Origin of the sequence: Nonlabens antarcticus (assembly GCF_015356755.1) — a bacterium.
Classification (GTDB): domain Bacteria; phylum Bacteroidota; class Bacteroidia; order Flavobacteriales; family Flavobacteriaceae; genus Nonlabens; species Nonlabens antarcticus.
Genome location: NZ_JADFCO010000066.1, coordinates 803,842 through 828,361 on the forward strand (window position 1 = coordinate 803,842; position 24,520 = coordinate 828,361).

The following is a 24,520-nucleotide window of genomic DNA, read 5'->3' on the forward strand; positions in this document are numbered from 1 at the left end:
ACTTATTTATTATTTGATTCATGAGTGGATAGAACGGTTATCCATTCTTCCAATACACTTTTTAACTGTTTGATTTCTGGTAATCTGATATTCTCTGTGATCAATACGTTCAAAAGTTCTTCAGGTATGGGAACTGCCCGTAATTTTAATTCTGATCCTTTTTCGGTCAGTTTTACTTTTACACTACGTTCATCTTTATGACATCTATTGCGTTCTATCAAGTCTCTTTTTTCCATACGCTGGAGCAGCGGTGAAATGGTATTTGTATTGAGTAACAATTTATCTGAAATCTGCTGTATGGAAATATCGTCTTTTTCCCATAAAACCAGCAATACCAAATACTGAGGATATGTGATGCCGATTTCATCCAGATATGGCTTGTAAGCTTTCGTCAATAGTCTAGATACCGAATAAATAGGAAAGCAAAGTTGCTGACTTAGTTTTAAAGAGTCTGTATTATCCATTTGTTTGTTTTTTATTGTTTCTCCATGCTGACCATGCTCCTGAGGACCACATTGCCCAGGCTACTAATACTGGCTGGAAAAACAAACGAATCAGTCTTGCCTTGTCAGAATTTAAAGCACTAAAAGCATCTTTACCATCAACATATTGAGCAATATTACCAGGAAACACTAAGACAAAAAAGATAGCTAGAGCCCAACCCATTTGTGATCTGTATTTTTTCCACAGTAACAATCCCAGTCCCAAACTAATTTCCACAATGCCTGACGCAATCACAACAAAATCCTTGCTCATAGGCAACCAATCTGGAACCTGCGCTTGAAAATCAGTCCGATTGAATGTCAGATGACTCACGCCTGCATATATCATGATCAGAGCAAGCAGTATGCGAAAAATATTCTGTACGGTCGTTTTCATAAAACTTGAGCCCTAATTTAGATCGTGTGCAACTATATCGTGCACGATACAAATTTACGATATTGTCATTCGTCATAAACGTTTATAACTCATAAACTAATGTTATTAATAATGGAGTAAATAGCAGTCAATAAAAATTGCAAAATATTTATTGCAAATTCTACAAATTGTGAAGTGCAAAAAATAAAAGTATAGCTTGATGTTTAAGAATTTGAGGGCAAAAAAAAAGCGATTCCATTCGGAATCGCTTTATCATATACCTTTAAATATTTAAGCTAGATCAAATCGATCAAGGTTCATCACTTTGGTCCAGGTTTTAGCAAAGTCTTTTGCAAATTGCTGTTGAGCATCCTCACAGGCATAAACTTCCGCAATCGCTCTAAGTTCAGAGTTGGATCCAAAAATAAGATCTGCTCTAGTCCCTCTCCATACCTTTTCACCTGTCTTACGATTGGTTCCATCAAATAAGATTTCTGAGGAGGACACCGCTTTCCAGTTGGTTCCTAAATCTGTAACATTGACAAAGAAATCATTAGTCAATAATCCCGGCTTATCGGTAAAAACGCCATGTTCTGAATGATCATAGTTGGCTCCCAAAACTCTCAATCCGCCTACCATTACCGTCATTTCTGGAACAGACAGTGTTAGAAGATTTGCACGATCAATCAACCACTGTTCTGCAGTAGCTTGTTGGCCGCTTTTCATATAATTTCTAAACCCATCTGCTTGGGGCTCTAAATAGCCGAACGAATCTATGTCAGTTTGTTCTTGTGACGCATCTGCCCTACCTGCAGTAAAAGGAACCTCCACATGGAAGCCAGCATCCATCGCCGCTTTCTCTACTGCTGCCGTTCCTCCCAGCACGATTAAATCTGCCATGGAAACGCTCTTTTCATCACTGCGTGTGTTGTTGAAATCTGACTGGATTCCTTTTAGAACATTTAATACTTTATGCAACTGCTCTGGATTGTTGACTTCCCAACGATTTTGCGGTGCAAGTCTTATGTGACCTCCATTTGCCCCACCTCTTTTATCAGAATCCCTATAAGTGGAGGCAGATGCCCATGCCACAGAGACTAGTTCTGAAACGCTTAAACCCGATTCTAGAATTTGATCTTTAAGGTGTTTGATATTTTGATTATCTATAAGCTCGTGCGTCACTTCGGGAATAGGATCTTGCCATGTGAAATCTTCACTAGGTACGTCATTTCCTAAATAACGGGATTTAGGTCCCATATCCCTATGCGTCAATTTGAACCACGCTTTCGCGAAAGCGTCCTCAAAGTCCTTTGGATCATCTAGAAAATGCTTAGAAATTACCGCATAATCTGGATCCATTTTAAATGCCATATCTGCTGTGGTCATCATCAAATCCTGCTTTTGAGTAGCATCTCCTGCTCTAGGCGCCATCATAGGATTTGAGGCTGCCGTAGGTTTCCACTGGTGTGCACCGGCTGGACTTTTAGTAAGTTCCCATTCATATCCTAGCAATACTTTGAAATAATCGTGATCCCATTGTCTAGGATTAGGCGTCCACGCCCCTTCTAAACCACTAGTAATCGCGTGGTCTAGTACTCCAGATTCATAGGTATTTTTCCATCCCTTACTCATCTCTGCAATATCAGCACCCGCTGGCTCTGCTCCTACATATTTCTCAGGATCTGCTGCACCGTGAGCTTTACCAAATGTATGTCCACCAGCGGTAAGAGCTACTGTTTCCTTATCATTCATCGCCATGCGACCGAAGGTTTCTCTAATATCAAAAGCAGACCCCAGAGGATCAGGGTTTCCATTGGGCCCTTCTGGATTTACATAGATCAATCCCATATGGGTTGCTCCTAATGGAGACTCTAATTCTCCAGTGGCATATCTGGCTTCATTTCCCATCCATTCGGTTTCAGAACCCCAGTACACATCTTGTTCAGGTTCCCATACATCATCACGACCACCAGCAAAACCTAGAGTTTTGAATCCCATGGATTCCAGCGCCATATTTCCAGTCAGTATCAATAAATCTGCCCATGAAATTTTACGTCCGTATTTTTTCTTTATAGGCCACAAAAGTAAACGTGCCTTGTCTAGATTACCATTATCTGGCCAGCTGTTGAGTGGCGCAAATCTCTGATTCCCCACTCCTGCTCCACCACGTCCATCGCCTATGCGATAGGTTCCCGCGCTATGCCATGCCATTCTAATGAACAGTCCACCATAATGACCATAATCTGCAGGCCACCAGTCTTGGGAATCTGTCATCAATTTTTTTAAATCATCCTTTACCGCTTCTAGGTCAAGACTCTTAAATGCTTCCGCATAATTGAAGTCGCCTCCCATGGGGTCTGATTTTGAAGCGTGCTGCCGCAGTATATTTAAATTTAAGGAATTGGGCCACCAGTCGCGTGCGGTGGTCCCACTACCGGCAGTATTAGACGGTGCACCACCCATAAAGGGACATTTAGCCGCTGCTTCTGAATCGTTGATCTCCCAGACATTTGAGTTTTCTGCGCCTTTATCTTGATGTGATTTACCTTCCATAATGATTTTATTAATAAGTTACCTCTCAAAGATATTTTAAAGAATCATTAAAAAGCTGATTTAAAATCTAAAAGTAAACTCATTCAATAGAGAAATCTTATAGTAAATAATTATACGATATTATTTAACGATTGTTTTCAAAGTGGAAATAACGGTAAAAGCTGAATCGCTTTCTCAAAATAAGAATTAACCATCAGCCAGCTTTTTAAAATCTATCGCTCTTGTCCCAACTATAATATTATATGAACCTGCTGAAATGCAACTGTTTTCGCATTCGCGAAAGCGATAAAATAACAGCTTACAGCATCATTCATAAGTTGGCATATCGTAGAAACTAGCGTATTTTTACTGTATGACAGAAGTTGCGGAACAAGACGAAAATAAGCGTATTGCAAAGGAATATAAGGAGCTCCTGCGCATCAGTTATCAAGCGTTATCACGTGATGATAAAAAGCTGATTCGTAAGGCATTTGACCTTGCCGTGGAAGCGCATGCTCCACAGCGCCGCAAGTCTGGCGAGGCCTACATTTTTCACCCAATTGCTGTTGCAAAAATTGTTGCAAAACAAATAGGTCTGGATGCCACCGCCATCGCTGCTGCCCTACTTCACGATGTTGTCGAGGATACTAAATACACGCTCGCAGATATTGAAGAGCAGTTCAATCCCACAATTGCGTTAATCGTGGATGGATTGACTAAAATTATGCATCTCAAAAGCGATGCAGATATTTCCTCACAGGCAGAGAATTTCCGTAAAATGTTGCTGACCTTAAATGATGATGTGCGGGTCATTATTATAAAAATTGCAGACCGTTTGCACAATATGCAAACTATGGACAGCATGCCACCGGCAAAACAAGTGAAGATTGCTAGTGAAACTCTGTATATCTATGCACCTATTGCCCACAGGTTAGGACTGTATAATATTAAGACAGAGCTTGAGGATCTAGGTTTAAAATATACCGAGCCTGAGATTTTTGATGATATTCAAAAATCGATCAAGGATAGCAAGGAACAACAAGACGAATACATCAAGGAATTTAGCAGAACGATTGATGAAAGCTTGAAAAAGGAAGGGCTGGAATACACGATCAAGGGACGCCCTAAATCGGTTTTCTCCATCCGTCGTAAAATGCTTAAACAAAGCGTGAGTTTTGATGAAGTTTACGACAAGTTTGCCGTCCGCATCGTTTTCCGTGGAGATCGAGTTAATGAAAAGTTTCTAGCCTGGAAAATATATAGCGTGGTTACTGACCACTTTAGACCTAACCCAGTGCGGTTGCGAGACTGGATTAGTTCTCCTAAATCCACAGGATACGAGGCGTTGCACATTACCGTTATGGGACCTGATGGACGCTGGGTAGAAGTTCAAATACGCAGTGATCGCATGCATGAGATCGCAGAAAAAGGTTATGCAGCTCATTACAAATACAAGCAAGGAAACGAGGAAGATGGACTTGACGAATGGCTCAATCGACTACAGGAAGCATTAGAAAATTCAGAAACTAACGCTGTTGATTTTGTGGAGCAATTCAAACTCAACTTGTACAGTAAGGAGATATTTGTATTTACCCCTCGAGGCGAACTCAAATCCTTGCCTAAAGGAGCTACACCGCTAGATTTTGCTTTTGCCATTCATACAGAAGTAGGCTTACATACACGTGGGGCACGTGTTAACGGTAAATTAGTGCCTTTATCCCATTCTTTGAACAGTGGTGATCAAGTGGATATCATTACCAGTGAAAATCAAAAACCAACTAAAAACTGGCTTGATTATGCGACCACGGCCAGAGCGAGATCAAAAATCAAAAGTGCGCTTAAAGATGATCAAAAAGAAGTTGCAGATGAAGGTAAAGTAATTCTGATACGCAAGTTGAAATCTCAGAAAATCAAACTGGATGAAAATACAGTGAATGAGATGGTAAACTTCTTTAAAATGAAAACCAGTCAGGATCTGTTTTATAGAGTAGGTCTGGGCAGTATTGATAATAAGATGATCAAGGACTATGCGAGCAGTCGCAGCAATGTCCTTTATAATTTCTTTAAAAGTAAGATACGTAAAGCTCCAGAAAACACGGAGCTTCATAAGGAAGAAGTTACTCAAAAATATGATGAATTAGTTTTCGGTAAGGAGCAAACACAGCTGGATTATACGCTTTCTCAATGTTGTAATCCCATTCCCGGCGATTCTGTTTTTGGATTTACAACGGTTAGCGAAGGCATTAAGGTGCACAAGAACAACTGTCCTAACGCCATAAGCTTACAAAGTAAATATGCGTATCGTATTATAGCTGCAAAATGGATTGATTCTTCTCAAAAAGAGCATCGAGCAGACATCAAGCTTACTGGAATAGATCGCATGGGACTGGTACAAGAGATTACACAGTTGATCTCACAAAACATGCTGGTCAATATTAGAAACATTAGTTTTGCCAGTGATGATGGAGTTTTCACTGGAACCATTGCCGTTGTAGTTCCTAACATCTCCATGCTCACAAAATTGATGCAGAATTTGAATAAAATAAACGGTATTGATAAAGTCACCAGATCTTACAACTATGAATGAAATTATTAACAATCTAGAAAGAGAGCAAGCAATAGTACGTGACGTATTCACCCAATTTCTAAGTGTTAAAAAGCACCGTAAAACGCCAGAACGTTATGCAATTCTAGATGAAATATATGCTAGCGAGGAACATTTTGATGTGGAGTCCTTGTACACTAAAATGAAAGATCAAAACTACCGTGTAAGTCGCGCTACACTTTATAATACTATTGAATTATTACTAGAATGTAAGCTCGTACGCAGGCATCAATTTGGTCAGAATCAATCTCATTATGAAAAGTCCTATTTTGATCGTCAACACGATCACTTAATCATACAGGATACGAACGAAGTGATTGAGTTTTGCGACCCTAGAATTGAGTCGATAAAAAAGACAATTGAAGAGGTTTTTGATGTGAAGATTACCAGTCATTCTTTATATTTTTACGGCATCAAAAACACAACTGAAAACAACACATAATGGCAGTAGATTTATTGCTCGGCCTTCAATGGGGCGACGAGGGAAAAGGTAAAATTGTTGATGTATTAACTTCAAGCTACGATATCATCGCGCGATTTCAAGGAGGTCCTAATGCAGGACACACCCTAGAATTTGACGGTATAAAACACGTGCTACATACCATTCCTAGCGGTATTTTCCACAAAGATGCTATTAACATTGTAGGAAATGGGGTTGTTATCGACCCTGTGATTTTTAAAAAGGAATTGGACAATCTAGAGCAGTTCAATCTAGATATTAAAAAAGTGTTGTTGCTTTCCCGCAAGGCACATCTTATACTTCCTACCCACCGCCTATTAGACGCCGCAAGTGAGGCATCAAAAGGAAAGGCAAAAATAGGTTCCACTCTCAAAGGAATAGGACCTACTTATATGGATAAAACTGGAAGAAACGGAATCCGCTTAGGAGATCTAGAACTTCCTACATGGAAAGAAAAATACCGCAATCTTGCCGATAAGCATGAAGCAATGATCGGTTTTCATAATGTTGAAATTGAATACAATCTACCAGAATTAGAAAAGGAGTTTTTTGCTGCTGTTAAAGCACTCAAGGAATTAACCTTTATTGATTCTGAGGAATACCTACAGCAAGCACAAAGAGAAGGTAAAACAATACTTGCAGAAGGCGCGCAAGGATCTTTGCTGGACATTGACTTTGGAACCTATCCTTTTGTAACTTCTTCTAATACAACTGCTGCAGGAGCTTGTACTGGGCTAGGAGTTGCTCCTACACAAATAGGTGAAGTTTATGGAATTTTCAAAGCCTACACTACAAGAGTAGGAAGCGGTCCATTCCCAACGGAACTGGATGACGACTATGGTGTTGCCATGGCGAAAGTGGGTAGAGAATTCGGCGCGACAACAGGAAGAGCACGTCGCTGTGGATGGTTAGACCTAGTGGCATTACGTTATGCCTGTGAGATCAATGGCGTTACACAATTGATGATGATGAAGGGTGATGTGATGAGCGGTTTTGATAAACTGAAAATTGCTACAGCCTATAAATACCTCGGTAAAGAAATAAAACATTTCCCATTCAATATTGAACCTGAAAACGTAGAACCTATCTATACTGAAATGCCAGGATGGAAAGAGGATTTGACCAAATTGCGGAGCGAAAAAGAATTTCCAAAAGAGCTGAACGACTATATAAGTTTCTTAGAAAAAGAACTGAATTTGCCAATTAAGATAGTAAGTGTAGGTCCGGATCGCACACAAACTATCCATAGATAAATTCTTTTTAAAAATTTGATATATAGGTTTTTAAACAGGTTTTAATAATTCAATACTTTATGTCTTTAAAATCTAGGTCGTCAGTTGTTCTTAAAGGAATGTTGATGGGTGCTGCAGATGTTGTTCCAGGCGTTTCTGGAGGTACCATTGCTTTTATCACTGGTATCTATGAAGAGCTTATTAAAACCATTGATAATTTAGATCTTAGTCTTTTAAAAGATCTTAAGCATCTAGGCTGGAAAGCAACGCTTGTAAAATACAATCTAGGTTTCCTGCTTTCTCTGTTTTTAGGTATTGCAATTAGTGTTCTAAGCCTCTCAAAGCTCATTACCTATTTGCTAGAGAACTATCCAGTATTGGTTTGGGCTTTTTTCTTCGGTTTAGTGTTGGCTAGTGTATTATATATTGGTAAACAGGTTACCCATTGGAATGTGTTGGCTTTTGTTGCGATAATTATCGGTACCACCTTATCTTATTTAGTCACTATTGCAGAACCTTTAGGCGCACCAGATAGCTGGTGGTATTTGATATTTTCAGGATTTATAGCCATTATCGCAATGATATTACCCGGGATTTCAGGTGCTTTTTTATTATTACTACTAGGAAGTTATAAAACCGTACTGGGATCAGTCACTGGAATTATTGAAGGCGTTATAGATGGTAATTGGGTGGTAGCTGGACGCAGTATAGGAAACCTCGCTCTTGTTGCCGTAGGTGCCATTTTAGGTTTGAAACTATTTTCTCGTGCTCTCACCTGGTTGTTTGAAAATAAGAAGAATCTAACTCTCGCACTTCTTACTGGATTCATGATAGGTTCATTGAATAAATTATGGCCTTGGAAAGAGGTTTTAAGTACAAGAACCAACTCTGCAGGCATGGAAGTTCCATTTTTAGAGAAAAGTGTTTTTCCATCAAATTTTGATGGTGATCCACAGATTTTATGGGTTTGTATTCTCGTCGTTATCGGTTTTTTGCTTATCCTTATACTAGAACGATTTGCAGTTAAAAAACCTGATTAGTGCGGCAACCTACTCGCAGTTTAAGCGATAAATTTTACCTTGTTTTGAAAGGCATGGCGATGGGAACCGCAAATAAGGTTCCTGGCGTTAGTGGCGGTGTGGTTGCTTATGTTGCTGGTTTTTATGAAGAGTTTATCTATTCGTTTCAAAAGCTAAACCTAAAAGCGCTCAAATTACTTTTTGCAGGTCGCTTCCGCAGTTTTGGGTATTACATTAATGGCCGGTTTCTAAGTTTGTTATTACTGGGTGAATTGATTAGTTACTTCACGGTAAGTTTGGGTTTTGACGTGCTTATTTCTTATTATCCTATTTTAGTCTGGGCTGCATTTTTTGGGATGATTCTAGGCTCTATCTATTACCTAGTGCGCAATTACGACAACTGGACACGGCAAAATGTCGTGATTCTTTTGATAGGTACAGCGATAGGAATAGGCACCAGTCTGCTGGATCCAGCACAAGACAATGCTAACTTATTTTTTGTTTTTTTCTGTGGTATGGTCAGTGTGACTGGTATGACATTGCCAGGATTGAGTGGGAGCTATATTCTGATATTGCTAGGTAATTATGTATTGCTTCTTGTGGATAGTATCAATGCTTTTCTGAATGTGATGTTGTCTTTTTTTCAGGGTGATTTCAGTTGGTGGAACGATCCTGTACAGATGAATTTACTGGTTATTCTAGTTGTATTTGTTGCGGGATCTTTAGCTGGTTTGATCAGTTTATCCCATTTACTGGGCTGGACTTTAAAACATTACAGAAATGAGACAAATGCGATGATTATAGGGTTTATTGCGGGTTCACTAGGTGTGGTATGGCCATGGAAAAGAGAAACCTATAAAATAAGTTCTTTAGGAATAGATGCTATCGACGCCAGCGGTAATAAAATTGTAGAAAATTATGAACGATACCTGCCATCCATTCAAGATTCTCATACCTGGCTAGCGCTAGTGATGGTTGCTATAGGCTTCGGTATTGTATATTTATTAGATCATTATGGAAACGAAAAAAATCCCGTCTAGCGTTTTTGGATTGATCGGTGCACGGCTGGACTACAGCTTTTCGCGTGCCTATTTCTCTCAGAAATTTGAAGAACTCAAGTTAAAGGATCACGAGTACCGCAATTTTGAAATAAGCAGTGAGGAGGAATTATTCCGCTTTCGCGAAAGCGTTACTTACGACAATAAGTCTCGCACCACACAAGGAAAACCAGAGATCATCAGAGGTCTCAATGTAACCATTCCCTACAAACAAAGCATGCTAAAAGTCGTCGACCATGTGAGTGACGAGGCTATAGCGATAGGTGCGATCAATACTGTAGTTATTGAGGATAACGTATGGACCGGTCACAATACAGATGCGTATGGTTTTGGAAAAAGTCTGGAGCCTTTCCTTCCTATTAAGGGAAATGCGTTGATTTTAGGAACCGGTGGTGCCTCAAAAGCTGTAGCATATTTACTAGAGTCGCTTCAAATTCCATATCTAAAAGTAAGCCGCTCTGCAGATGATGATGATCATACCATCGATTACAAATCATTGAATAAAGACGTCATCTCGCAAGTGCAACTAATTATAAATACAACACCTTTAGGAACGCAACCCAACGATCATGAGTCGCCTGCAATTCCTTATGAACACCTTACTAAAAAGCATATATTGTACGATCTGGTTTATAACCCCAGCTTAACACTATTTATGAAAAAAGGTATGCAACAAGGTGCTCAAGCTGTAAATGGATATCAAATGCTGGTACAGCAAGCAGAGAAATCTTGGGAACTTTGGAATATGTAATCACCCCTTAATTGGGATAGCGGGAGATTCTAATTATCTTGCCGTTATTTATTAAAATTAATCAATGGATACGAAAGACAACCTGCAATCTAATGCAGACGGACAAAACAAAGAGGTGCAAAAAGATCATCTTAAAGAAGATACGCTTGAAAATGCTATGGTAAATGAATCTCAAAAGACGAAGCCAGAAGAGCATATCGAGGTAGAAAAAGAATCTCCTGAAAAGGGAAGATCTGCCAGTATTGAAACAAAAACGGCAAATGAAGAAGAAGATTCTACTCATGAGGATGCCATTGTGAACGAAAAAGTTAAAGTAGAAAACACCAAAGATCCCATCGTTAATGTGGATGATGATGAAGATGATGAAGAGGAAGATTCTGATGATTCAGAAACGGAATCTGGTAATCTAGAACCTAAGGACTATAGCGAGATGTCTATCTTAAAATTGACAGAGGAATTGCGTCACTTGATGCAGGAATTTCCTATCAACAAGATTAAGAACCAGGCTCAAGATATTGAAAAAGCTTTTGAAACCGTTGATAAGGAGACACAGCTAGAACAACAGGAAGCTTTTAGAAAACAACAACTGGAACTTGCGGAAGAAGAACGCAACCCGGACTTCCAGTACTATAACAAAGACAGTCGCACTTTTAAAGAATTACACGGTATTTATCGCAAGCAACGCGGTGAATTCCAGCGTAATGTACGTAAAGAAAAAGAGCAGAATCTAGAAAAAAGACGCGCAATCATTGATGGTATTAAGAACCTCATTAATGAAGAAGAAAATATAGGAACTACTTTTAAGAAGTTCAATCAACTTCAAGACGACTGGAAGAAATCAGGAAGTATACCTCACGATGCCTATAACATCATCTGGGAAGATTACCGCCTGCACGTTCAGAACTTCTACGATTTTATCTCGTTAAGTAAAGAGCTGCGCGATAAGGACTTTGAGCGCAATCTTGATTTCCGTAAAAAAATTATTGCTCGTGCCGTTGAACTGGCAGATGAAAAGGATATTCACAAGGCATTGCGGGAATTACAGGAATTGCACCGCATGTGGAAAGAAGATACCGGTCCCGTAGAAAAAGACATGCGTGATCCTATCTGGGATGAATTCAAAGCAGCTTCTGATGTGATCCATGAAAAGCGTCAAGCTTATTATGAGGAGCGCGATAAAATGGCTGGAACCCACCAGACTATCAAGCAAAATATTATTCAAGAGATTCATCGCATTATAGACACTAAGCCTGCAAGTCATAAAGAATGGCAAGAACGCTTGAAGGAAATCAATGCTCTAAGAGAATTGTTTACGCAAACAGGCCCAGCACCGAAAGCTGTAAATAATGAATTGTGGAACCAGTTCCGCAGTGTGACTCGTGAATTCAATAAGGCTAAAAATGAGTTTTACAAGGGACTGAAAAATGAGCAACAGGAAAATCTAGATAAGAAGTTAGACTTGGTTAAAATTGCCGAGGAACATTCTGAAGCAGGAAATTTCACAGAGTCACTAGACACCATGAAGCGCATACAAGCAGAATGGAAGAAGATAGGTCACGTTCCTAGAAAGGATAGCGATAAGATCTGGAAACGTTTCCAAAAGGCCTGTAATGCATTCTTTGACCAGCAAAATTCGCAAAAGAAAGCAGACAGTAAGGAAGAGGTGGCTAACTTTGATTCTAAGGTTGCCGTTTATGATAAGCTCAAGGAGTTGTTGCCACAAGATGATCAGGAGGCTATGAAGACAGAAGTACTGACCATTATGGACGAATGGTCTGCTATTGGAAGAGTTCCTCACTCTAAGCGTCAGTTACAAGATAAGTTTGAGAAGTTAGTCAAGGCAAAATTGACTGCTGCTGGTATGTCTGCCGTGGATGCAGAAATGCTTAAGTATTCTAACAAGTTGGAAAGCCTTAAAGAAGGAGACGAGCGTGACTTTACTAATGAACGTTTCTATCTGAGAAAACGTCGTGATGAAATTCAGGATGAATCTAGACAACTGGAAAACAACCTTCAATTTATCAATGCTAAGGATGATAAGAATCCGTTCCTAGTGCAGCAACGTAAAAACATTGCTGATTTGAAAAAGGAACTGGATGTCATTAAAGAAAAGCAGAAACAACTGAACATTCTAGAAAGACAACTGGTCAAAGAAAGTGCTGTGGAAGATGATGAGCCCGAAGCTACCAGCGAAGAGTCTTAAATAACTATTACTTAAATTTACAAGAGCGCTTGACATAAGCGCTCTTTTTTTATACCTAAAATTATGTGGAAATATCTTGAAAGAATACTAGGCAAACCTTCTCAGTATTACGAGAATCTCATGCGGACTAGAGATTCAAAAATTGATCTATCCAGAACGACAATTGACGATGCAAGTTCTATTTTGACACCATTGATAAAGCCGGGTTTTAAATTGCAGCTAAACTCTGATAAACCAGAGATCGCGGTCGCTCCAAAAAACAAACGTAAGCTTGAAATTCCATATTTTGGAAAAATTGAACATCCTGAATATGCCCTTTACCTGTTCTTCGATAATTCTAAATTTTTAAATGATGAATCAAACATTTCATTGATTGTTGAGAAAAAGAAACATAATGGAAACACAAGAATAAAATCATTTCAGACATTACCTATCTGGGAGGAGTTGATTCATTATAATTCTATTGCTCATCATGGCATCGTTGAGCTATCTGGAGATCATCCCTGGACCCTTTACAGGACTGCAAAGAAGGAGTTAGTTGGAACACCAAATCGCAATCAGGTAAGCGGGTATCCGCAGTGGTTAGTGAACAATATAGATTTTAGAAAAATAGCCGCTAAGGAGTTTCTATTTCAAATGGAATTACCCGGTACTGAAATGATTATCTATTACTTTAAGAGTGCTGCAAACACCACAGCAGAATTCTTTATTCAAAAGTTGTAAAATTGGAATCCCTAATGGTATATTTAATTTCTCGTATTTTACCAACCACCGTATGCACATCAGTAAACCTAAGGAAATCTTCTTTGGAGAATCAAATACAAACCTTGTATGGATTCCGTTTACAGATCAAGTAATTGGTGGGAATTCAAAAGGTGAAGTACTGCAACATGAAGCACATTTAGAGTTTACGGGAAGCGTGGATAATGTTGTCAAAGGCCGTGGTTGGGCCGGATTACGTTCCAGAAAAGAAGCCCATGATTTGAGTGATTATAAATTTATTGAACTTAAAATAAAAACAGACGGTCTTCCTTATCAATTTCAATTGGAACACGATATGGCATGGCAAAATGATAAGTTGAGCACCACTATAGATATAGTTTCTAACCAGTGGAAAGTGATGCATTTAGAAATGGCCGATTTTAAAATATTCAATGCTCATAAAAATGACATTACCCGTAAACCAAAAATTGAGCTTTTAAAGTGCATTTACCGGTATAATATCCTAGCTGCAAGAGAAAACAACAGAGGATTCAACTTCCAAATTGAATATATTAAATTTCATTAGGAACGTAGTTTCATTCTGTGATATTCCACGAGCCCTTCGATAGGTCGTCTCACAATATTTCCCACTTCATAATCAAACTCACTGGCTACCTGTTTTATTCGGCTTTCGGCAAAATGGGCAATGCTGCCCACAAAATGCACCTGATGTTGTTTGATTTCTTCATGGAATTGCAGGATCATGTTGCGGGAAAATTTACGCAATCCACGTCTCAACAATTTTTTGATATAGGATTCTTCCAAGTGTTGAAAAATAAATTCGGCATGAGAAGCGAGGTATGCATTAGGATTAGGTTGTTTATAAAGGTGGTGTTTGATATAATCACTGTCCATATCATAATCCGCAGCAAATTGAGAACGTAAATCTTCTGGCATATTCTTAAAGAAATAATCACGTATCAATTCCTTGCCATACCAGTTACCACTAGCCTCATCCATTAATGTATAACCTAAAGAAAGTACTTTTTGATGGATTTTTTGACCGTCAGAAAAACAACAATTTGAACCCGTTCCCAGAATACAAACTACTCCAGGCTTGTCCCCTACCGCTGCATAGACTGCTGCTGCAGTGTCTTCTTTTACAATGACTTCAGCGTTCTCAAAATAGGAAAGTAATAACTCTTGAAGTACAATTTTGGGTTTTTCCGTACCACATCCAGCGCCATAAAAATGAATTATTTTGATTTCACTTTTATGCGTTACAAGTTCTTCTGACTCCTTAATTCTAGAGAGTAATTCCTCCGTAGACAGAATGGCGGGATTCATGCCTCGTGTTCTAGATTTAAATAATTGATTCCCGTCATTATCTAAAGCAATCCAGTCGCATTTAGTAGAACCGCTATCGGTTATTAAAATCATAGAGGAATATTGTGATGAATTTAAAATTGAAAAAGCTGTCAGAACCTTGTCTAACAGCTTTTTCAAATATTAATTAGAGTGAATTAACCTTTTCAGCGAGGTCCACTAATTTGCTAGAGTACCCAAACTCATTATCATACCAGCTCACTAATTTGAAAAAAGTAGAATTCAGCTCGATCGCTGCTCCTGCGTCATAGATACTGGTGCGAGCATCACTTACAAAATCTTGTGACACAACTGGCTCTTCTGTATATCCTACAATCCCTTTCATGGAACCGTTTGCCGCTTTCGCGAAAGCGGAATTAACTTCCTCTAAACTGGTTTCTCTACTCAATTTAACGGTAAGATCCACTACTGAAACGTCTGCAGTAGGAACGCGGAAAGCCATTCCTGTCAATTTTCCTTTTAACGAAGGAATCACTTTAGTCACTGCTACAGCCGCACCAGTGGTTGATGGAATGATGTTATTTAAAGCACTACGCCCCAATCGGTAATTTTTCTTGCTGGGTCCATCAACCGTCATTTGAGTTGCAGTAGTCGCGTGAATTGTGGTCATCAATGCCTCTTCAATACCAAAGGTCTCATCCAGGATTTTAGCCATGGGCGCTAGACAGTTAGTAGTACAAGATGCATTTGAAACAATCGTATGATCTGCTGTCAGATCTCCATCATTGACTCCCATCACAAACATAGGCACCGTTTTAGAAGGTGCAGAAATCACAACTTTCTTTGCTCCAGCATCGATATGCGCTTGTGCTGCATCTAGATCTGTAAATATTCCTGTACAATCTGCAACCACATCTACTCCTACTTCATCCCATTTAAGATTTTTAGGATCGCGTTCTGCAGTTACCCGTACTTTTACACCATCAATAATTAGATTACCATCTTTTACCTCAATCGTTCCACCATAACGTCCGTGAACCGAATCATATTCTAGTAAATAGGCAAGTTGATCTACATCGACAAGATCATTTATAGCTACAACTTCAACATTATTTCTTTCTAAGGTTGCTCTAAATACGATACGTCCTATACGTCCGAAACCGTTAATTCCTAATTTTAATTTCTTACTCATAATAATGTTTTATTAATAATTATTGCATCCTTTACAGATGATTCTTGTTAGTGTTGTATTTTTTTTAAACTTAAACCTAGGCTCAAATCTCAAATCCTAAGTTTTGACAATATAAACGTATAAGCAAGTTCAAAATCACAAAATTTACTTGTAATGACATTTCATTTTTAATGCCTAGTTCCTAAAGTGTATGGATCTTAATATTTTGTACTCAATACCAATTACCAATTAGGTCGTCATAATATCACTCACTCGTATCAATTCCTTATCGATTTTTGTCTTTCCTTTCACAGCCTGATCTAGCGGACATAGAGTCATTTGAGAATCGCGAATCCCAATCATGTAATTTGACTTTCCTTCCATCAAACTTTCCACAGCTTTCACGCCCATACGGCTGGCTAAAACACGATCCCAACATGAAGGGGAACCGCCACGTTGCATGTGCCCTAGAACGGAAACTCGTACTTCATATTCCGGTAGGTTTTCTTCCACATAATCCTTGAGTTCAAAAACATTTTCACCCGTCTTATCGCCCTCTGCCACCACGACAATACTAGATGATTTACCAGAGGCACGACTCCGTTTCAAGCTCTCGATTAACCTTTCTTTTCCCAAGTTTTCTTCTGGAATAAGAATCTCCTCTGCTCCTGCACCTACACCGGCATTGAGCGCAATATTACCTACATCGCGTCCCATCACCTCTACAAAAAATAACCGATTGTGAGAGCTGGCTGTATCCCTTATTTTATCAATCGCTTCAACAACCGTATTACAAGCCGTATCATAACCTAAGGTTGAGCTCGTTCCAAATATATCATTATCGATAGTTCCTGGAATCCCTATAACTGGGAAATTATTTTCTTCTGAGAATAATATAGCTCCATTGAAGCTTCCATCTCCTCCTATAATGATTAACGCATCAATTTCTGCACTTTTCGCTTTCGCAAAAGCAGTATCTCGACCTTCTCTAGCTCTGAATTCGTCAGATCGTGCACTCTTCAAAATCGTGCCTCCTTTATTAATGATATTATTTACACTGCGGGCATCCATTGATTTGAAATCGCCTTCAATAAGACCTTGAAAACCTCTATATATACCTATGCATTCCAGCTCGTGATAAGCGCAAGTACGCACTACAGAACGGATCGCTGCATTCATTCCTGGAGCGTCGCCTCCAGAGGTCATCACCCCAATTTTACGAATTGTTTTCATTTACTATTTTTAATAAACTACTTGCTAAACTATTAAAGTTTAGCGGTTATGAATAGGGAATTTGTATTTTTTTAAGCAGATTAATAAACTCAAACGTTATCGTTAACAACTTTACCTTGAGATGAACTCTATTTATAGGTTTCTGCGGGACTCTACACTATTAAAATAGAACTTAAAACCTAATAGATAAAAGCATCTATCAACTTTAAATAATAAAAATATAACAGGTGGATTTGATCTTGCCCATTGCTACATTGATGCGCTTGAGAGGTCGTCAAATTCGCTTCTAAATTTACTTTTGATTTCAGGTCGTAAATAAATCATAGCTAACTTAAAGATAGTATGAATTAATCTAGACTGTCTGGTTTACCAGTTATCATTGAAATTCACTATCAATGTTTGAAAAAATAATACTCAAAATAAAATAGTAGCTATCATAAATTCCAAAGTTTAATCAATTTAAGATAAAATAAAATTCAAACAAATGGAATTAAGATCATTGTGATACTCACAATACTCTGAAGAAGTATTAGTTAAGCGCTTATATAAGCGTATCTTCAGATTAAAGTCATCAAAATATACTCCGTAATTGAATGATAAGCCGACATATAAAGAACTACTAAGCAAGCTGGCCGCACTGCAGGAGCAAAACGATATCCTTTGTTTAGACTTTTCTCTTCAGACTTTGGAGCGAGATAAGCATGCCGCAGAATTAGAAATTGCAAATATTGAGCTGAAACATCAAAATGGAGAAAAGAAAAAGCGAGCGGCAGAGCTTAAAATAGCCAATGTAGAACTCGAACATCAAAATTTAGAAAAAGAAAAACGCGCGGCAGAACTAATCATTGCTAACATAGAATTAGAACATCAAAGTAAGGAAAAAGGAAAACGCGCAGCAGAATTGGTGTTAGCTAACATAGAGCTAGAGCATCAACAAAAAGAGAAGGAAAAACGCGCTGAAGAACTAAAAATTGCAAATGTCGAATTGAAGCATGAAAGCAGTGAGAAGAAAAAGCGTGCTGCAGAATTAATTATTGCAAATGTTGAACTTGTTTTTCAAAAAGAAGAAAAGGCAAAACGAGCTGCAGAGTTTATGGTTTCTAAAATTAAACTGGCACAGCAAGACGAGGAGAATGAAAAGTTGGAAGAAGAATTAGCTATAGCAAATCTAGCCGTATCTCTTCAATCAGAACTAGTTATCGCTAAAGAAAAAGCGGAACAAAACGAAACTCAAGTTAGAGCATTGAATGCTACTAAAGATAAATTATTTTCTATTATAGCCCATGATTTAAGAAGTCCCTTCCATAGCATTATTGGCCTATCAAATCTATTAGCTTTTAGTGTAAAAAGTGAGGAGAAAGAAGAAATGCAAAGCTATATAGAAATGCTAAGTACGTCTGCTAAGAGTACACTTGATTTACTGGATAATCTTTTAGAATGGGCAAAGTCTCAAACTGGTCTCATTAAATTCAATCCTGTAAAAGTAAATCTCGAACCTATCATTGTTGAGATTTTCGACATTTTAAATCCCACCGCTGAAATTAAACGCATATCATTAAATTATGACCAGTCTGTTGATATAGAAATAGATGCAGATGAGAACATGTTGAAAACCGTACTGCGTAATCTAATTTATAATGCTATTAAATTTACCAATTCAAATGGTAGAATAGATATTTATGCTTGCAATATGGAAGGCTTCATTGAAATTACTGTGAAGGATAATGGTATAGGAATTATGAAGTCGGTACAAGACAAATTATTTAATATTGACAATAATATAAGCACTAGAGGAACGGCGGACGAACAAGGTTCTGGTTTAGGTTTGATCCTTTGCAAAGAGTTCATAAATAAACATAGTGGAAAAATATGGATAGATAGTAAAGAAGGAAAAGGCAGTTCGTTTAAGTTTTCGCTACCATTTAAATGATAAAAATAATTTCTTGGAAATTCTCAATCTAAGTATAGTTTATGAAAAAAAATACTATTTACACCATAGGACACTCTACCCGCAGTTTGGAAGACTTTATGTCCATGCTTAATTCCTTTAAAGTAAAAGTTGTAGCTGATGTCAGAAGATTCCCAGGCTCTAGAAAATACCCACAATTCAATCAGGAAAGCTTAAAAAGTTCTTTGGAGGAAGCTGGAATTGAATACATACACATGTTGGATTTGGGAGGAAGAAGAAAAGCTAGAAAAGACACAAAAAACACTACTTGGAACAACGTTTCCTTTAGAGGCTATGCCGACTATATGGAAACTGAAGAATTTGAGAATGCCGTTAGCAAGCTAGAAGTTATCGCTTTAAAGCAAACCACTGTTTACATGTGTTCTGAAGCTGTGTGGTGGCGGTGTCACCGTTCCATGGTTTCTGATTACCTCATGGCGAAAGGTTGGGAGGTTTTACATATTATGGGAATAGATAAATCTCAAGAGCATAAGTACACGGCTCCTGCTAATGTGTATGAGCAAAAAGTATCTTATGCTGAAGAAGATCGAACAGAATGATTAAGAGAACGAGATAAAAGTGATGTGGTCTTGGTAAGCTGATGAAGTTTCTTGAAACTTATATAAATGGTTTCTATTGTTTAGAGTTAATAAGTCAAGATTCAGGAACTAATTTTAAAAACAAAATGAAGAGTAGTAATAAAGATCATATTACCGTCCACAAATAATTATTTGATAAGACTTAATGTTTTGTGCTAGCAATGTGTTTAATAGCCAATGGATTAAACTAATCCATTGCATTTCAAACCGGCAGATAAGACTAAAATTTAATAAAGCATCACTTCGAATTGTTTTTAATCACGTGCAATTAACTGTTAAACCGTTTCTATCGTGTTGATTTAATATTAATTTCGTGACTTCTTAGACTACTTCAATAATTCAAAATAGGGAATTCTCTGTGTTTAACCCAAGAGTCCAACACAATCATCTATCGTAGTCATAAACTTTCAATCAACCAATTCAATATAATTTTTAATGCAGCAGTTAATAGAGGAAAAATCATTTGAAAGAAAGGACTTCTCAAAAACCGGTTTTGAAAAGGGAGATTACGAATTGTGCTCATTTACCAACTGTAATTTTTCAAATACAGATTTGTCTCAAATAAGATTCATAGAATGTGAGTTTAAGGACTGTAATCTAAGTACTGCCATTCTTAATAAGACCGAGTTTCAAGATGTCGTATTTCAGGATTGCAAAATGTTAGGAATGTTTTTCGAAAAATGCAGCGACTTCGCTTTTTCCATAAAAGTGGAAAATTGCCAACTAAATCATTCCTCGTTCTACCAAAAGAAACTTTCTAAAACAACATTTTCCAACACGAAATTACAAGAGGTGGATTTTACTGAATGTGATTTGAGCTCAGCTGTTTTTGAGGATTGCGATTTAAGAAATGCCATATTTAACAACACAGATCTCAGACAAGCTGACTTCAGGAATTCATACGACTTCGTTATAGATCCTGAAGATAATAGAATGAAAGGCGCAAAGTTTTCTTTAGCGTCGGTTGGAGGTTTATTGGCGAAATATGGAATATCCCTAGAATAAAATTTAAAATTCTTAACGTAACGATTATCAACCAAGATAATTTTTAGCCTTTATAAGCTTATCAATGGAGTTAGAAAGATCGTTAGCTATGGTTATGAATTCCACGTTGCTTTCTCTAATGCATTAATGAACCTATTCAACCAACCATTCGTGATTTGTAAAAATCAAGAGGGTTTCTATTGAATGAATTATACTACGTAACTATAAAGAAAGACAGATAACTATTGATTTCAATAATTAGTGGGTAACCACTGGCAGCATGTTTAAAGGTCTTTCGAAATTTATAGGATAGAAATAAGATGAAAATCATTCCGCTTTCGCGAAAGCGGAATAATTTTAATTCTTCTTTTTCTTCTTACCATAAATCTTTTTATCCTTCCATCTTGCAAGCCCTGCAAGAATAGCTACAAAGGCTAGTGAAGCAATGACCGCATTGTAAGAAATAATCTGGTCACCACTGGCATAACTGTGTAATCCAGACAGGTAGAAATTCACACCAAAGTAAGTCATCATAACACTGTAAAAGGCCAGAATAGACCACAGGTTGAACGTCCATCTTCCCTTCAGACCAGGTACTAATCGCAGGTGAAGCACAAACGCATAAACAAAAATGGTTACCAGTGCCCAAGTTTCTTTAGGATCCCATCCCCAGTATCGACCCCAACTCTCGTTAGCCCACATCGCACCTAAGAAATTACCAATGGTCAGCATAATTAGACCCACGGTTAGGGAAACCTCATTGATATAGGTCAACTCTTTGATATTCATCTCCATTACTTTTTTGTTCTTCTCCGTAGAGAAAATCATCAATAATAAAGTCACGATTCCTAAAATCATCCCCAAAGCAAATGGACCATAACTTCCAACAATTACCGCAACGTGAATCATTAACCAGTAAGAATCAAGAACTGGTACGAGCGTTGTAATGGAAGGGTCTAACCAGTTCCAGGAAGCGATCATCAGTACCATCGCCACTACAAATGCCGTACTCGCAATGGTCATCTCACTTTTCCTACCAAACATCAAACCGAAAGCCATCGTTGCCCAAGCCACATAAATAAGTGATTCATAAGCATCTGACCAGGGAGCGTGACCGCTTAAATACCACCTAACAATTAACCCTGTCGTATGCACTAGGAAGATTGCGAAAATCACATATTTATGAAACACGATCGCCCAGCGTATTTCTTTCATAGGCTTTACAATTTCAACAATCAATAAAATTAACATGGCAATACCGAACCATAAATACCACCAGTGAAGCTTTTTGAAAATGTCGTAATCATTGTAAAGAATCTCGGCATCTATGCGTTGTTTAGAAGGCATCACTTCTGATCCATAAGCTCTCTGGAATTCAAAAAGACTGTTCAATGCAGTGTTTGCTCGCAGGTAATCGCCAGTTTGATTTCCTTCTCTCATTAATGCTGCATAAGCGGGTATAAAATCGCGTACAAAGTTAAAATCACCTTCACGCTCATAACCTGCTTCTTCTAATTCTGGTCTGGAGAACCATTTATTATTCTCTGATTCTGGCTTAGGAAATATTTTAAATATAGATCCAGTGATCACTTGATCCAGAAGTCCAACGCTAAAGTTGATGTCAATGAATTCGTTCTGAATATTAGTCTTCACATTAGCGCTATTCGCATCATCAAGAAAAGGACTTAATTTATAATTCCCTACTTCGCCGTTAGGTTTTCTAAAAAAATCCATTCCACTAGCAAGACTTTTACTCCTATCTAGATCTAAGATGGATTTTAGAGAATCATTCTTACGGTTTAACTTTATTACGGGTACTTCAAACCAAAGCTGTCCCATTTGCATCATACTAATTATAGTCTGTTCTGGAGATAAACGTACCACAGAATCATTCACTACAGCCTCATAATAATCTCTTTCTGAAAGCCTTCTGAGAATCTCTGATGCAAGCGTCGCCATGGGTTTCATACGTCCATTGTCTTGAACTACTACTCGACCAAATTTATCTGCCTGTGCCTGTGGAACCATGTTTGCCACGATAACACTATCTAAAAATTTCAAAGGAATCACAGGTGCGATCAATGGCTTTACATCTGCACCACTCTTTGGTTTGTTAATGTCATCAACATCAGTATTAGTACTGATTCCGTTATCGCCTTCTGCTGGTGCAGTATGATTGTTCTCTACTTCATGATTATGGCCGGTGTGATCTTCCTGAACAGGTTGTTGCTGTTGTTCAATGGGATGATTGTGTCCCGTATGGTCTTCCGCAGGAGCGGGTGTCTGAGCAAAAGAAAACGTAGTACCTAAAATCACTAACAATACGCTCAGGTATTTCGCTTTTTGCTTTTCAACGCGATGAATCAATCGTCTGAGTTCGCCGAATCTGGTATTGGGATCAAAAATCAAAGCCATCATTGCTATATATAAAAGGATGTAGCCTGTATAGGTCACTAGTTTACCCCAGAAATCATGGTTCACAGATAAGTGCGTTCCCAACTCATCAGGGTCAAAACTCGCTTGGAAAAACCGGTAACCGGCTTTATCCATTACATTGTTCATATATATGTGTTCGTCCGTTTTAGTGCTATCGGCATTATTTACTACTACTTTACTTTCAAAAGCAGAATAACCCTTTTCAGTTCCGGGATATTTTTTCGCAATAAAATCTTCAAGTGTTATAGAGAAAGGCAATTCACGAGCTATACTACCATATTTAAGATAAACTTTCATTCCGTCTATTTCGACATCTTTGTAATTAGACTCGATTCCCTTTCCTCCCATTATCTCTACTTTTTTAGTCACATCACCGCTGCGTACGGTAGTTAAAAGACCAAATGCTCCTGTAGGAGTAGGTTCAAGACTTCCTACAATTCCCACTTCACCTTGTTGAATGGGCTCTGGAATCACAAATTGCATTCCTGCCATGGAATAAAGAGAGCGCAAATTCAACGGTTGTAAAGAATCTTGAAATACGGCACCTTTTTGCTGGTCTGCCATTCTTAGATACTCTCCTTCAAAAGGTGATTGAATAAAGTACCCATTCCAGTTTTCAATAATGTTGATGAGTCCTTTTTCTTTGGCAATTTCAGGATCAATATTCACACCGAACAATACGCCATGAATACTATCTTCTTCACCATCCTGTAATAGATGATCGTGTCTACTACCGTCGCCAGCTTCTACAATTTTAAGAAATTTTGAACCTGTAGCTCCAGGTTTCAAGCCTTCCACCGCATTAGGAATTAAGGAATCAATGGTTAACGTGATTTCCTTATCGTAGAAATCAAATGACTCTGCATGATCATAATCATATTTAGTAATTAAAACCCGCTCTTTGACCTCACGCTGCATAGGTGTACCATTAAGGTCATTGCCCTGAATTAGCGCACTGAAATAGGTTTCCTCACTTAAAAAAGTATTCTCCGTCTCTCCTTCACGGATTGACATAATACCTTCAAATGATATATATCTGGTAATTCCTGCTCCTATAATAATAAGTATCCATGATAAGTGCATGGTAAGTGTTGCCCATTTTTTCCACTGCCACAACTGGTATCGTTTAATATTGCCGATAAAGTTGAACATAAGCCATAGCATTATGGCAGAGAACCACCAGGTATTATACACCCAAAGCTTTGAGGTAGGCGTATCGTATGAGTTTTCAATAAAAGTACCTACTCCCATACTTATGGCAAAGAATAGTAACAAAATGGACATGGTACGGGTGGAGAATAATAATGCTAGAATCCTGTTTTTCATAGGTATATTTAACAGCCGGCAAAGATACCTCACAAAAGCAACATTGCCATAGTTTGTGAGTCGGTTGTTAGGCCGTA

At 38.2% G+C, this 24,520-nt stretch carries 19 protein-coding genes; 12 read left to right on the forward strand and 7 right to left on the reverse strand.

Annotated features, from left to right (window positions below; genetic code table 11):
- Positions 1 to 2: 2 nt before the first annotated feature.
- The 3 genes from IQ282_RS14595 to katG form a co-directional block, all read right to left on the reverse strand.
- Complete coding sequence (locus IQ282_RS14595; protein WP_194852603.1) at positions 3 to 464, reverse strand: MarR family winged helix-turn-helix transcriptional regulator; 462 nt, start codon at positions 462 to 464, stop codon at positions 3 to 5.
- Positions 457 to 879 (reverse strand): DoxX family protein, encoded by a 423-nt coding sequence (locus IQ282_RS14600; RefSeq protein ID WP_194852604.1) that lies wholly within the window; start codon positions 877 to 879, stop codon positions 457 to 459. The genes IQ282_RS14595 and IQ282_RS14600 overlap by 8 nt, the downstream gene beginning before the upstream one ends.
- 270 nt (positions 880 to 1,149) lie before the next feature.
- Positions 1,150 to 3,411: a catalase/peroxidase HPI gene (gene katG / locus IQ282_RS14605; RefSeq protein ID WP_194852605.1), complete on the reverse strand. Its 2,262-nt coding sequence runs from the start codon at positions 3,409 to 3,411 to the stop codon at positions 1,150 to 1,152.
- 352 nt (positions 3,412 to 3,763) lie between these two features.
- Between katG and IQ282_RS14610 the strand changes: the two genes are divergently transcribed.
- The 9 genes from IQ282_RS14610 (at position 3,764) to IQ282_RS14650 (ending at position 14,006) form a co-directional block, all read left to right on the forward strand.
- Positions 3,764 to 5,977, forward strand: coding sequence for a RelA/SpoT family protein (locus IQ282_RS14610; protein WP_194852606.1), 2,214 nt, complete (start codon positions 3,764 to 3,766; stop codon positions 5,975 to 5,977).
- Positions 5,970 to 6,437, forward strand: a complete 468-nt coding sequence (locus IQ282_RS14615) for a Fur family transcriptional regulator (protein WP_194852607.1) — start codon at positions 5,970 to 5,972, stop codon at positions 6,435 to 6,437. The genes IQ282_RS14610 and IQ282_RS14615 overlap by 8 nt, the downstream gene beginning before the upstream one ends.
- Positions 6,437 to 7,708 carry an adenylosuccinate synthase gene (locus IQ282_RS14620; RefSeq protein WP_194852608.1) on the forward strand — a complete coding sequence of 424 codons (1,272 nt, stop codon included), beginning with the start codon at positions 6,437 to 6,439 and terminating at the stop codon, positions 7,706 to 7,708. The genes IQ282_RS14615 and IQ282_RS14620 overlap by 1 nt, the downstream gene beginning before the upstream one ends.
- A gap of 59 nt (positions 7,709 to 7,767) precedes the next feature.
- Positions 7,768 to 8,727 (forward strand): DUF368 domain-containing protein, encoded by a 960-nt coding sequence (locus IQ282_RS14625; RefSeq protein WP_194852609.1) that lies wholly within the window; start codon positions 7,768 to 7,770, stop codon positions 8,725 to 8,727.
- Complete coding sequence (locus IQ282_RS14630; RefSeq protein WP_194852610.1) at positions 8,727 to 9,746, forward strand: DUF368 domain-containing protein; 1,020 nt, start codon at positions 8,727 to 8,729, stop codon at positions 9,744 to 9,746. Before IQ282_RS14625 ends, IQ282_RS14630 begins: the two co-directional genes overlap by 1 nt.
- The gene (locus IQ282_RS14635) at positions 9,721 to 10,515 is read left to right on the forward strand and encodes a shikimate dehydrogenase family protein (RefSeq protein WP_194852611.1); all 795 of its coding nucleotides are present in this window, start codon (positions 9,721 to 9,723) and stop codon (positions 10,513 to 10,515) included. The genes IQ282_RS14630 and IQ282_RS14635 overlap by 26 nt, the downstream gene beginning before the upstream one ends.
- A 64-nt stretch (positions 10,516 to 10,579) precedes the next feature.
- A complete protein-coding gene (locus tag IQ282_RS14640; RefSeq protein ID WP_194852612.1) occupies positions 10,580 to 12,718 on the forward strand; it encodes a DUF349 domain-containing protein in 2,139 nt (712 codons plus the stop codon).
- Between the two features lie 63 nt (positions 12,719 to 12,781).
- On the forward strand, positions 12,782 to 13,441 hold the full coding sequence (locus tag IQ282_RS14645; RefSeq protein ID WP_194852613.1) for a hypothetical protein: 660 nt from the start codon (positions 12,782 to 12,784) through the stop codon (positions 13,439 to 13,441).
- A 52-nt stretch (positions 13,442 to 13,493) separates the two neighbouring features.
- The gene (locus IQ282_RS14650) at positions 13,494 to 14,006 is read left to right on the forward strand and encodes a CIA30 family protein (protein WP_194852614.1); all 513 of its coding nucleotides are present in this window, start codon (positions 13,494 to 13,496) and stop codon (positions 14,004 to 14,006) included.
- On the opposite strand, the gene IQ282_RS14655 is transcribed toward IQ282_RS14650, so the two are convergent.
- The 3 genes from IQ282_RS14655 to pfkA form a co-directional block, all read right to left on the reverse strand.
- Positions 14,003 to 14,860, reverse strand: coding sequence for an N-acetylglucosamine kinase (locus IQ282_RS14655; RefSeq protein ID WP_194852615.1), 858 nt, complete (start codon positions 14,858 to 14,860; stop codon positions 14,003 to 14,005). The two genes, IQ282_RS14650 and IQ282_RS14655, sit on opposite strands and share 4 nt — an antisense overlap.
- Before the next feature lie 73 nt (positions 14,861 to 14,933).
- Positions 14,934 to 15,938: a type I glyceraldehyde-3-phosphate dehydrogenase gene (gene gap, locus IQ282_RS14660; RefSeq protein WP_194852616.1), complete on the reverse strand. Its 1,005-nt coding sequence runs from the start codon at positions 15,936 to 15,938 to the stop codon at positions 14,934 to 14,936.
- A gap of 228 nt (positions 15,939 to 16,166) precedes the next feature.
- Positions 16,167 to 17,150 (reverse strand): 6-phosphofructokinase, encoded by a 984-nt coding sequence (gene pfkA / locus IQ282_RS14665; protein ID WP_194852617.1) that lies wholly within the window; start codon positions 17,148 to 17,150, stop codon positions 16,167 to 16,169.
- Between the two features lie 589 nt (positions 17,151 to 17,739).
- Here pfkA and IQ282_RS14670 point away from each other — a divergent pair.
- From IQ282_RS14670 to IQ282_RS14680, 3 genes are all read left to right on the forward strand, one after another.
- Positions 17,740 to 19,080, forward strand: a complete 1,341-nt coding sequence (locus IQ282_RS14670; protein WP_194852618.1) for an ATP-binding protein — start codon at positions 17,740 to 17,742, stop codon at positions 19,078 to 19,080.
- A gap of 41 nt (positions 19,081 to 19,121) precedes the next feature.
- The gene (locus tag IQ282_RS14675; protein WP_194852619.1) at positions 19,122 to 19,658 is read left to right on the forward strand and encodes a DUF488 domain-containing protein; all 537 of its coding nucleotides are present in this window, start codon (positions 19,122 to 19,124) and stop codon (positions 19,656 to 19,658) included.
- A 474-nt stretch (positions 19,659 to 20,132) separates the two neighbouring features.
- A complete protein-coding gene (locus IQ282_RS14680) occupies positions 20,133 to 20,702 on the forward strand; it encodes a pentapeptide repeat-containing protein (RefSeq protein WP_194852620.1) in 570 nt (189 codons plus the stop codon).
- Between the two features lie 336 nt (positions 20,703 to 21,038).
- Here the strand turns inward: IQ282_RS14680 and ccsA are convergent, their stop codons facing one another.
- A complete protein-coding gene (gene ccsA / locus IQ282_RS14685) occupies positions 21,039 to 24,443 on the reverse strand; it encodes a cytochrome c biogenesis protein CcsA (RefSeq protein ID WP_194852621.1) in 3,405 nt (1,134 codons plus the stop codon).
- Between the last annotated feature and the right edge of the window lie 77 nt (positions 24,444 to 24,520).